Source organism: bacterium, from assembly GCA_016786595.1.
GTDB lineage: Bacteria > Bdellovibrionota_C > UBA2361 > SZUA-149 > JAEUWB01 > JAEUWB01.
In genome coordinates this window covers 170,706-182,239 of the sequence record JAEUWB010000003.1, presented here as the reverse complement: position 1 = coordinate 182,239, position 11,534 = coordinate 170,706, and the positions used below count along the sequence as shown (strand labels likewise).

Below are 11,534 nucleotides of genomic sequence, written 5' to 3'. Positions count from 1 at the left end.
TTAATCGTTAAATCCACAAGCTAATCCTATTCGTAGCGTAACATTTCTGCAGGTCGAATTTTAGCAGCACGTAATGCTGGATAAACGCCAGCCAAAGATGAAATAATAAATGCCATAATCCCGACGCTAAGAAAATTCGAAGTAACAAGTCTTACCGGGACAGTGCTAAGCGAGAAAACACTCTCATCCAACTCAAAGCCATATTCACGAAAGCCAATGCAAAACAGGTAGCCGGCAACAGTCCCTAAGATTGTTCCGACTGCTCCGATTGTTGCCCCTTGGAAAAGGAAAATTTTAAGCACACTGCGGTCAGTTGCTCCAATCGTCTTCAAGATTGCGATATCACGTCCTTTTTCCAGCACAACCATCACCAGAGTACTAACGATTGAAAAACTTGCAATCAGGATCAGCAGCAAGAGCACAATAAAGTAAACTCGACGCTCTAATTTTAGTGCGCGCCAGAATGCTTCATTGGTTTTTGTCCAATCCTTAATATCAAAATAATTTGCAACTTGCGCGCGCATGGCTGCTGCAATTTCAGGCGCCTTTTCTAAATCAGCTACAATCGCTTCAAGTCCAGTCACACTTTGCCCAAGATCAAAGAAGGCCTGCGCACTCTGTAAATTCGTGTAAACTAGTGCACTCTCGTATTCTACTAAGCCAGATTGATAAATAGCCGTCACGACGAAGCGCCGTTGTTGCGGAACCATTCCTTGGGGCGAACTTGTAACATTCGGCGAGAGCAAAGTTACAGCTTCACCTGGTTCAAGTCCAAAGGCCATTGCTAGCTCTCGCCCAATAATTAATGGTGGCAAGGTCACACTGTCACGCGATCCATCCGGACGAATAATATCAATACTTGCGGGCTTAAGTGCCGAGGCAATGCCCTCCATACCTTTAGTATAGGTTTGTAATTTCGCATAGGCTTCGGCATTGTTGGCTACGCCTCGAATTAAAATACCTCGCGCCGTTTGATTGCCCATCAGCATCGCTTGATTGTGCGTGTAGGGAAACACTGCCTTAACGCCAGAAACAGTTTTAATTTTACTTTCTACATCAGCCCACTCGACAAATGGTCCACGTAACGAGCGCACTACAACGTGCGCATTTGCGCCAACTAACTTATCGCGCAACTCTTCTTGAAACCCGGTCATGATTGCTAAAACTGCATTTAAAACCATCACACTTAAGGCCACGCCAACGACCGAAATTACTGTGATAATTGAAATAAATACTTCTTTACGCTTACTGCCTAAGTAGCGGGTAGCAATCAATCGCTCAAAATAGCTGAGTATCATTCTTGATCGTTACTTGATGTGCCAGTTTTAGTTGTAATTGGTTTCATCGCCGGGAAAAGAATTACATCTCGAATACTAGTACTGCCTGTAAAAAGCATGGCCAAGCGGTCAATCCCAATACCTTGTCCAGCAGTTGGTGGCATTCCATATTCAAGCGCGCATAAAAAATCCTCGTCCAGATCCATCGCCTCGAGGTCACCTTTCTCTTTTGCTTTTAACTGCGCCTCAAAACGTCCACGCTGATCCTCGGGGTCATTTAATTCGCTAAACGCGTTTGCTAATTCCATGCCACAAACCATTAATTCAAAGCGATCGGTAAAGCGCGGATCGTCCATCGAGCGCCGTGCCAGTGGCGAAATTTCCACAGGGTGACGCGTAATAAATGTAGGGTTAACTATTTTTGGCTGCACGCCTTGGTCAAAAAGCTCATACAAACCAACCCCGTAATCTTCTGCCCAGGCAGCTTCTTTAATACCTAGCGTTTCACCAGCTTGCTGCACGCCTTCAAGCGTATCAAGCGGAATGGAGCGGTCAAGTCCGCCGATTTCATAAATCGAATCGAGCATGGTAACGCGCTTCCATGGTAACTGCCAATTGATTTCAACTTCCCCAAATTTTGAAGTCGTTGAACCGAGCACACTTTGACATAATCGTGCAAATAAGCGCTCCGTCAGATCCATCAAATCTTCAAAAGTTGCATAAGCCTGATAAAACTCAAGCATCGTAAATTCGGGGTTGTGATGCGTGGAAATCCCCTCATTGCGGAAAACGCGGCCAATTTCATAAACACGCTCAAACCCACCAACAATTAAACGCTTAAGTGGCAATTCTAAAGCAATGCGCAAATAGAGATCAATGTTAAGCGCATTATGATGAGTGCTAAAAGGTCGCGCGTTTGCACCACCGGTTAAGCTATGAAAGGTCGGGGTTTCAACTTCAATATAATTTTCCTGATCTAGAAAATTACGAATTTCTTTAATGATTTTTGAGCGGGCAACGAAAGTGTCTCTGACTTCTTCGTTAACGATCAAATCAATGTAACGTTGTCGATAGCGGGTCTCTACATCGGTCAAGCCATGCCACTTCTCGGGCAAAGGGTGGAGACATTTCACTAACAAGCGCAGCGTTGACGCATGCAAGGATGGTTCATTTGTCTTTGTTAAAAATCCATAACCAGATGTTTCAACGATATCGCCAATATCGAGAGTTTTAAATTCCTCAAATGCAGCATCCCCAATAATGTCTTTTTTGACATAGACTTGAACGCGGCCGTAACGATCTTGGAGATGGATGAAGGCCGCCTTGCCCATCTGTCGCATCGTCATAATTCGACCGGCAATTGTAAAGTTTGTGCGCTTGTCTTCGGTCAGGTCTTTTTCTTTTTCAGCAGCGGCTTTGACGACCGTGCTTGTTCCAGTAATTCTCGCGTCATTGGGGAATGGATAACGCTTAGATTTTATCTCTTGGAGCTTATTGCGTCGGACTTGTTCTTGTTCGCTGATCATAATCTCGGTAAACTTTTAATAATCACAAGAGATTAGCTAAAGATAGCTATTCGGCGCAAGTTCTCACTGATTTTAAGCGTTTATAGGGAAAGAGTTAAGAGCTTATCAACCACGGCAGGTTTTCCAAAGACTGAGTTATAGTACTGTGGTTGGTCACCGGTCTGAAAGTAGCAAAATTTCCCTCCCGCCTCCTGCGCGAGGATTTCAGCTGGCGCGATGTCCCAGAGCTTCAAATTACATTCGACTAAAGCTCCAAGCCGACCAGTGACGGCAAGTGTTGTGGCATAACAGTCGTAATAAATTCTCGTGTTGGCATGTAATTCTAGGATTTTATAAAATAAAGCCGATCGATCGTTACGCTTAAAAGTAGCAAGCGTGCTTGTCGCAATAATTTCGTTAGGTGCAATGCTTGGCTGACAAATTGTATCGATAATCGTTTGTCTTTGCCCCGCAAAGTACACTCCCTGGCCTAAAGCGCCAATGCAATGGCAATCCAGGGCCGGGTGATCGATTGACCCGACGATACTTTTGCCCTGAAACCGCAAGGCAATCATCGAGCCAAATGTCGGAATGCGATTTACTAAATTTTGAGTGCCATCAATTGGATCAATCACCCATTGGAATTCAGAATCTGGGTTTGATACGCCATATTCTTCGCCGATAATTCCATGATCGGGAAACTTTTTAGATATTTCCTCGCGAAGCATTGCTTCGCATTTCATATCAACTTCAGTAACTGGGGAATTGTCAGACTTAAGATCAACTTCAATGCGGTTGGCATGCCAGAAATCAAGAATTAACTTTCGTGCACTTTTTGCGAAGATGTCTGTGACTTGTAAATATTTTTCGATGTCGGGAGTAAGCTGATGCATAAATGAAAATTTGATTATCTTACAAGGTTCAAGTAATTTCGATTAAGAGTTTATTTCATATGCCACTTTCTACCAAGTTAATATTATCAATTGCAATGCAGTGCTTGCTTGCCATCTCGTGCTTCGCTGAAGTGCGAGTTGGCGTAATCCTGGGCATCACTGGGAGTTCTGCACGTTACGGTGAGTGGGCGCTACGCGGAATAAACCTTGCCACTGACGAAATAAACCGAGCTGGTGGGATAAATGGCAAGCCACTCAAATTAGTTGTCGAAGATTGCCAAGGCCTTGCCAATACCGCTGTGACTGCTTTCTATAAGCTCCAAACCACGAATCGAATAAATTTTGTAATTACAAATCAAAGCTCTGTAGCGCTAGCAATTGCGCCGCTAGCAAATAAAAATAAGATTGTGCAGATGGATGTATCTGCCTTCTCTCCACTATATAGTACTCCTGATGATTTTACATTTCGCACAGGCGTACTTGCAAACCAACTCTCCAGTGAAATTTCTAGATTAATTTTCGACCAGTTTAAGCTTGCAAAAATTGCAGTGCTCTATATTGAAAACGAAAAGGGCGAAGCTGGTAGAAAAAGTTTTCGTAATTCCTATCGCGGCGAAATTGCATTCGAAGAATCATTTAAGCAAAACGAAACTGATTTTCGCTTAATTTTAAGTCGCCTTAAAGCTACCAAATTAAAAGCTCTATTCCTCTCGGCTCACAACAAAGAAGCTGGTGTCTTAGTCCGTCAGGCAAAGGAATTAGGGCTCAATCTTAAAATTTTCTCTGACGTGTATTCAATTGAAGGACAAGATTTTCTTGATGGCGCTCAAGGCGCAGGTGAAGGCGTGATCTATAGTTACCCCAAATTAAGCACTGAGCAAGCTGGACTTAAACTTGCCGATCAATACCTTAAACTCTATCGCGAAGAGCCCTCATTCTCCGTCGCTCAAGCCTATGATGGAGTGATCGCCCTAGCTCATGCAATGAAAAAGTGCGGAAATGAGCTTACTCCCGTATGCGTCAAACAAGAATTATATTCTATTAAGTTCGCAGGCGCTTCCGGACCGATCGTTTTTGACAGCTTCGGCGATGTATCCGCAAAAGAAATCGAATTAAAAATAGTACGAGACAACAAATTTATTAAATTCCAAGAGCTCCCTAGTCGCGAATAAAGTGACAGGTATACCCGCCTGGATGTTTCACCAGATAATCTTGGTGATCATCTTCGGCTCGATACCACTTTCCAGCAGTCACTACTTCGGTCACGACGGGTTTTTTCCATTTACCCGAGAGCTCGACTTCGTCCAATATTTTTTTCGCAACTAGCTCCTGCTCTTTAGAGTGAAAGAAGATAGCTGAACGATACTGCGTGCCGCGGTCATTACCTTGACGATTTAACGTTGTCGGGTCGTGAATCCTAAAGAAGAAACGAAGGATTTCTTCGTATGTAGTTTGCTGAGGATCAAATTCTATCCGCACTGCTTCGGCATGGCCAGTTGTGCCACTATGCACATAGTCGTAAATTGGCTGATCAGTATTTCCTCCTGTGTAGCCTACTTCTGTCGCGACAACACCTGGGAGTTTTCTAATTAAATCTTCCATGCCCCAAAAACATCCGCCAGCAAGTGTGGCAATTTCAGTTTGAGGCTGATGCTTAGCTGTCTTAGCTTCAGAGTTTGCGGCTGGCTGAAAAAGATATAAAAATTTCCCATAGCCTTCTGCTTCAAGCTCATTTGCTGGAATAAAGCGAAGTGATGCAGAATTAATACAGTAACGCAGTCCAGTTCCACCCTGATTTTTTTCAGGACCGTCATCAAAAACGTGTCCGAGATGACTGTCACCTGATTTTGATTTTACCTCAATTCTTCTCATGCCGTACTGCCGGTCCGCTTTCTCAACAAGATCAGTGCCCACGATTGGACGCATAAAACTCGGCCACCCAGTTCCCGAATCATACTTATCAGTGGAACTGAAAAGCGGCTCGCCTGTTGTTACATCAACATAAATACCTGGAGCTTTATTATCCCAATAGGCATTTCGAAATGGTGGTTCAGTATTACATTGCTGAGTCACGGAGTATTGCTCTTTTGATAAAAGCTTCTGCAACTCTGAATCATTTGGTTTTTTATATTCTTGGGCCATAACATTTATTGAAATAAATAACGCTAAGCTAAATAGTATTTTATTTTTCATGGGCTGTAAGCTTCGACGTGTTCGCAGATAAAATGTTCAAGGCACGGGAAAGATAATACACTACAGACACTTAAGCGTTCCGTAATCGTAAAAATATTCAACTTCTCCGACCTCAGGTAGTTTTAGATGACAACTCTCACCCGCATTGATTTCGACAGAAATTTCCTCGTGCCCATTAACTTCGACTTGAAATGACCCATCAATTTCAGTTAGGGGGAATTCTCGTAACCCCTTGATGCGTTTTGAAGCTAAAGGTTGATCATTGCTGTCAACAATTTTACCAATTGCTACAAAAACTTTAGCTACGTCAAAGGTAAGCCTTTGTACATGTCCAGGATAGAGTAGCACTTGATAAGTCTTATTGTCATAACTCATCACCGGCGAGTTCACCGCAGGCTTAATTCTTACAGAATATTTCTGAAAGGCAGAAACGCCAATTAAGACCTTTCCAGCTCCGTGGATAGTTTTAACCGTTTGACCATCGATGATTATATCAGTAGCTGCAGCGGAGTCAGGATTCACAATTTCAACAGAAATTAAAGCATCGCCCAGTCCAGCAGGTCCCGTAGTGAGCTTTCCTTGGCTACTTAAGGCCATGCTTAAATTTGCACCAATTGCTTCACTATCTTGCGATTGATTTGAGTCCTGTTGATGATTAAGTGCCGCAAGCAGGCCGCCATAATTAGAGCCGTATTCAACTTGCGAAGTTGTAAAGGTTCCAAGCGACCCACTTTCCTGATCGCGCATTAATGCGTCTAAGCGCGCTCGCAAGCCTTGCGCTGTTTTACTATTTCTTGCGTCATACTGAACTGCTTCACGTAGCATCGGACCAAAATCATCTTTGACCGATCCAGCTTCGTTATTACTCTGCACCGTTCTAAGTCCCGCAGTTGAGTCAATCGACCAGGGCAGAAATCTACGCTGCCAACTAATGAAAGCTAATACAAGATCACTCTCTTTAGTGACTTGATAAGAAGCTTCGGCATAGAGGGAATTCTTTGCATCTTCAAGGATGCGATAGCGAATTGTGGGCCCATAGGTTTCAAATGCCGGCTCATCGTCACGCTTAATGTTAATTGCATTAAAACGTAGCTCTAAATCATCAATCCATTTTGAAATGTAGACATTTGTCCTCTCCCCTTCGCGTGCCGTAACCGGGTTAAATAGATTATCAATCGGCGTAAGTGATTGGTTAAACCCCTCGCCAACTTGCTCCCTGCGCTCAAGTTCGTCAATCGGCACTAATTCAGATTTTTCATGATCGGCAGAAAAAGAAATTCCATATAAAGCCCCGCCGCCGCCTATCGTATAGCTAAATTTATCGTTCGACGACCATGATCCGGCTGTCGTTAAAAGAAAATCGCCATAGGTAGCTCGCACGCCAACAACTCCAGTTTGCTTATCATCAGTGCCGTATGTAGCCAGATTTAATTGCAGTGGTGAAAATAATCTCCATTCGAGACTGCTTCGATAATAGGGGATATCTAAAAGATCTGCTTCCTCACGGAGTTTTCCTATATCAAATCTTAATTGTGGGCCACCACGCGTAGTTAAAAACCCAGATTTAGAAAAGAATTTGCGCTCACGCCTCTCCCCGCCTGCGAGCTCACGCACTACTACATCGACATAATATCCACCTTGAGGGAAACGTGTAGTATCAACTTCGCGCTTTCCTGATTCTAAGACCTGACGATCAATTAATTGTCCTTCCTTAAAAAATTCAACGGTCGCTCGCGTCGGCACGTTAATTTGGAATGAATTTCCACGCAGCGCATCACTACTTTCATAGAGTAAAGGTTCAGTACGTAAAGAAATCCCAGTTAAAAACGTCGAAGGAATAAGTTCTGCGCCAGCAGTATCGATCAAACCTCCTGATAAAATCCAGCGTCCTAAAATATAATTCGCCGATATCTCGCGAATGTCGTCGCGGTTATCCACGTTTGATTTTGCAGCATTAGCTCTTAACCAACCTGAATTAAAGCCGTAATCGGTTAGATTAGAAAATAAACTCTGATCTTCTTCCGCTGATTTTGCATATACAGCTTGGAAATCGGTGCGCAACGAAACTTCATCACTTGTTGGCTTAATCAAGCCTTTAGCGGCAAGTTTTTCAGTATCAAGGAATTCATCTTCTAGACGTAAAACAATTCTAAATGTTTTCGAATCTACAGAGATTGAGCCAATATGCGGAACTGACTTCTTGGACTCGATCGGATCGGTCAATAATTTTAAAACTTGATTTGCTGCTTCCTTACCCGAAAATCCTAAAAGCTCTAGCACTTCATGGGGACGTTCGAGTTTAACTGCAGTATCAGAATAGTAAGCCATCGCAATTCCCTTAAAGGCGTCCCCGAGGAAAATATCAAAGGCTGTATACTCTTTGAGGCTCTGTGCGGGGTCAATCGGATTTTCTTCGGCCTTAACGAAATGGGCTACGAGGGAGATCTGGAGCAAAGCGATGAAAAAAATAACCCTACTCATTTTATTCGGAAAATTCTTTTTTTCCTCGACTTGTTTCAATTGTGAATTTTTGCATTGGAGTTTCCACGGGTTCCCATTCCAGATGAAACACTGGCCCACCTTTAAGCGTCATGGATTTGCCAGCATAGAGGCGTTTACCTTGGTCAGTTCCTTCACATTTCGTACCGCCAAGCTGACATGATTCAGTAGCAGAAAGTAGCAAATTGACATCGCCTGTATTCGTTAAGAGTAAACCTTCTGATGTTTTTTCCCAGCTCAATTCTTTCTTTGCATTTTGTGGCGGGGCAAAAACTAGAATTCCCCCACCGATTAAAACAGCAAGCTGTGGAGTTGTTTTCTTAGCTTCATTACTGTTCACAATGGCAGCTACTTCTTCAGAAAAAGATTTCGGCTCAAAGGCCACACGATACACGTCCTCAGTTGTCGTAGGTTTTGCTTTTAAAAGTAGTCGCACTGTGCGCCGCGAGTTTGGAGCTAAGGAAAATGACTTGGGAGAAACTAAAAGAGCCCCCTCGCTAGTTGATTGTTCGTCCTTCTCGCCTGGAGCATTAACTTTGATTGAAGTTGTTTCGACCCGCATCGTTCGTGTCGGGTGCGAATTAATCACATCAACGTTTACAACAGGTGGTTTTTGCGGATCAAACCTGTAGAATGCCTTCTCCGGGAAAACTTGAGCGGCAAGCTGAGAAGGTAAAATAAAAATTAAGCAAAAAACTATCGATCGAAACATTTGATTTCAAGCATAGAATCAACGCGCTGAATGCACAAGATGCTGAAAATGCCTGCGTTACGGTTGGAGCAATACTGTTAGAATGCCGCTATATGAACCATTGTCTACAGTAAGCATATTAGCTTGAGTAAGGCTGATTCGAATTTGGGCGTTTGTAGTTCCGCCGCAAGTATTAGAAGTTCTGTGCGCTCCATCAAATTGCACCCTCACACCAGCTGTCATATTCGTGAAGACGCCATTTGAACCTGCAAAAGCGGCAGAATAAGCTAGAGTATTTGCGCCACTTGCAATTGTAAAGGCTCCGCCTGCGCCACTCCCTGTTAGAGTAATAAAATATCTGCGGTTTGCAGCTCCACCAGCGCTATCATAAATACAAACTGCATCCGTAAGCTGCAAATCTCCTGACCCGCTCCAAGTCCCAAAAGCAAAATCATTCATATTGCTGATGCGCACAACTGCAAGAGCTGGATTTGTCCAAAATAAGATACAACTTAAGATTAGACATAAACTTTTTTTCATAGGCTTAATTAAAAACACTTCAACTGAAAACACAACGGGGCTGAAAAACAGCCCCGTTGTTACGATTTTCAATTAACAAGCACTATTCAGGGGTAACGACTAGTGTTAGTGTTCCAGAAAATGCACCGGCGTCAACTGATTGCATGTTAGCTTCAAGAATTTCAACGCTGTAGTTTGCGTTATCAGAACTACTTGAAAGTGGCTTTGACGCACCGCCTTGGGCTGTCAAGTTTATGTTTGTAGTAAGTGCAACACGCCCAGATGTTCCTGTCGCATCGTTCCAATAAACTGCATATGGAATAGTCTGCGATCCATCAGTCAATGTAAATGCGCTACTTGCACCACTACCTGTCGCCCTGATGCGATATGTACGAGCAGCAGTTCCGTAGTTTGTTGAAACAACAACGTTTTCATTGCCGTTAAAGTCACCTGTGCCCGTATATGTACCAAAAGCAAAATCCGCCAGTCCTACTAACTTAATTAACTTTGGAATTGTTAATGTAATATTGGCAGTTCCGGTTGAGGTTGCACCAACTGTTCCGTCTGTCGCAGCAAGAGCAGTAGTCGTTGACATTAAAGCTCCTACCACTAAAACCTTTGCGATTATCTTTTTCATTGCAGCTCTCCTTAAGGATAAAAAATAGAGGCCTCACACAGCGCCCCAACTAAGTATTTATTTCGTCATTAGAAGAAAATAACTATAGCTTTTAGTGAAATTCTTATTCATAAAAACTACATGGAATAGTAAAGTAAATACAGCTAGATAGCATTCCTCATGGGAACTCGTAGTGAAAATTACGGAAATGTCGTGAAAGTCAATTGAGGAGTTGATGTGAATGTTGAGAGCTGGAATCGCTCTATCTCTATTCGGACCAGGGGCCCGAGGTTGGCAAGTTGCTAAGTAATTCAGGAGAATTTCTATGCCGAGAGCCGGAATCGAACCGGCACGTCGCTTTCGCAACCCAGGATTTTAAGTCCTGTGCGTCTACCAATTCCGCCATCCCGGCATAAGGTGTGGATTTGAAGTAAGCTACACTTACTTATCTTTTAACAGAAAGAAAAGAATCAGTGAATTTCCCCAGAAGAGAGTTAAGATTTTGTTTTTTTGGTTGTGCGCCTAGGGACGCACAGGACTTGCTATTATATTTTTTCAGGGCCTGAGTTACTTAGCGACGTGCCAACCTCGGGCCCCTGGCCCGAATAGACATAGAGCGATTCCGGCTCTCGGCATTACTTATCTTTTTAGTATCACAAACCACTAGCGCATAAAGAGTCTAGCAATTTGCGAAGCTTCCTCCCTACGACGAGAAACTTGCTCGGCCGGAGTTATCCGATTGTAGCGATAAATTAAAAGCTGATTGCCACTACCTTCGATATGCAAATCACGATTCTGCATCAAATAAGTAATAACAGTTGGAGAAAATAAGGCTTGAACGTGCTGCTGCTCGGCGCCTTTGATTAGAAAGGTCTTAGAAAATTCCGGGTGCTGCGGCAAATCAATATCCTTAAACCCAAAAGTATCAGCAAGCTTATCGAAAAAATTCTCTGGGCGTAATTCGAATTGAGGCAAAGATAATTTATCAGATTGTAAAAGCATAATTGTCTGATTACGCGTATGCTTATTTTTACCTGAACCGGAGGTGTAACGGTAATCAGCAAGGATTAGTTCACCTTCCGAAATACGCCCTTTGAGAATATTAAAAAGCTTACGGCTGTAGGCTTTGCCAAAAGTAGCAAGCTGGAATGGAGCGAGCTGGGCAAAAAATGTGCCCGGATCGCTCTCTAAATATTGGAATCCAATTTGCCGCGATACTGCAAGCAAAGCCTCCCGCCGCTTCTTTGCCGTAAGATAGGCATAGTAAAGTATTGCGCCGACAAAAATAATTGCGCCGACAAAGAAATACGCTGGAAAATTTTGCGGGTTCATCGCCAAGGA

10 protein-coding genes and 1 tRNA gene are annotated in these 11,534 nt (G+C 43.3%); 1 reads left to right on the top strand and 10 read right to left on the bottom strand.

Going from position 1 to position 11,534, the window contains the following annotated elements; genetic code table 11:
• Nucleotides 1-26: 26 nt before the first annotated feature.
• From JNK13_01330 to JNK13_01320, 3 genes are all read right to left on the bottom strand, one after another.
• On the bottom strand, nucleotides 27-1,298 hold the full coding sequence (locus JNK13_01330) for an FtsX-like permease family protein (GenBank protein MBL7661370.1): 1,272 nt from the start codon (nucleotides 1,296-1,298) through the stop codon (nucleotides 27-29).
• Nucleotides 1,295-2,803 carry a lysine--tRNA ligase gene (gene lysS / locus JNK13_01325; protein MBL7661369.1) on the bottom strand — a complete coding sequence of 503 codons (1,509 nt, stop codon included), beginning with the start codon at nucleotides 2,801-2,803 and terminating at the stop codon, nucleotides 1,295-1,297. Before lysS ends, JNK13_01330 begins: the two co-directional genes overlap by 4 nt.
• 80 nt (nucleotides 2,804-2,883) lie before the next feature.
• On the bottom strand, nucleotides 2,884-3,675 hold the full coding sequence (locus JNK13_01320; protein ID MBL7661368.1) for a hypothetical protein: 792 nt from the start codon (nucleotides 3,673-3,675) through the stop codon (nucleotides 2,884-2,886).
• A 59-nt stretch (nucleotides 3,676-3,734) separates the two neighbouring features.
• On the opposite strand from JNK13_01320, the gene JNK13_01315 reads away from it, so the two are divergent.
• Entirely contained in the window at nucleotides 3,735-4,847 is a 1,113-nt protein-coding gene (locus JNK13_01315; GenBank protein MBL7661367.1) for an ABC transporter substrate-binding protein, read from the top strand.
• Here the strand turns inward: JNK13_01315 and JNK13_01310 are convergent.
• From JNK13_01310 to JNK13_01280, 7 genes are all read right to left on the bottom strand, one after another.
• Nucleotides 4,834-5,868, bottom strand: coding sequence for a bifunctional methionine sulfoxide reductase B/A protein (locus tag JNK13_01310; protein ID MBL7661366.1), 1,035 nt, complete (start codon nucleotides 5,866-5,868; stop codon nucleotides 4,834-4,836). The genes JNK13_01315 and JNK13_01310 overlap by 14 nt on opposite strands.
• A gap of 60 nt (nucleotides 5,869-5,928) precedes the next feature.
• A complete protein-coding gene (locus JNK13_01305; protein ID MBL7661365.1) occupies nucleotides 5,929-8,349 on the bottom strand; it encodes a TcfC E-set like domain-containing protein in 2,421 nt (806 codons plus the stop codon).
• Nucleotide 8,350: 1 nt separating this feature from the next.
• Complete coding sequence (locus tag JNK13_01300) at nucleotides 8,351-9,079, bottom strand: fimbria/pilus periplasmic chaperone (protein MBL7661364.1); 729 nt, start codon at nucleotides 9,077-9,079, stop codon at nucleotides 8,351-8,353.
• Between the two features lie 57 nt (nucleotides 9,080-9,136).
• Nucleotides 9,137-9,598 (bottom strand): hypothetical protein, encoded by a 462-nt coding sequence (locus JNK13_01295; GenBank protein MBL7661363.1) that lies wholly within the window; start codon nucleotides 9,596-9,598, stop codon nucleotides 9,137-9,139.
• An 82-nt stretch (nucleotides 9,599-9,680) separates the two neighbouring features.
• Entirely contained in the window at nucleotides 9,681-10,214 is a 534-nt protein-coding gene (locus JNK13_01290; protein MBL7661362.1) for a hypothetical protein, read from the bottom strand.
• A 305-nt stretch (nucleotides 10,215-10,519) separates the two neighbouring features.
• Nucleotides 10,520-10,605, bottom strand: a tRNA-Leu gene (locus JNK13_01285).
• A 251-nt stretch (nucleotides 10,606-10,856) separates the two neighbouring features.
• Complete coding sequence (locus JNK13_01280; protein ID MBL7661361.1) at nucleotides 10,857-11,525, bottom strand: hypothetical protein; 669 nt, start codon at nucleotides 11,523-11,525, stop codon at nucleotides 10,857-10,859.
• Nucleotides 11,526-11,534: the final 9 nt, after the last annotated feature.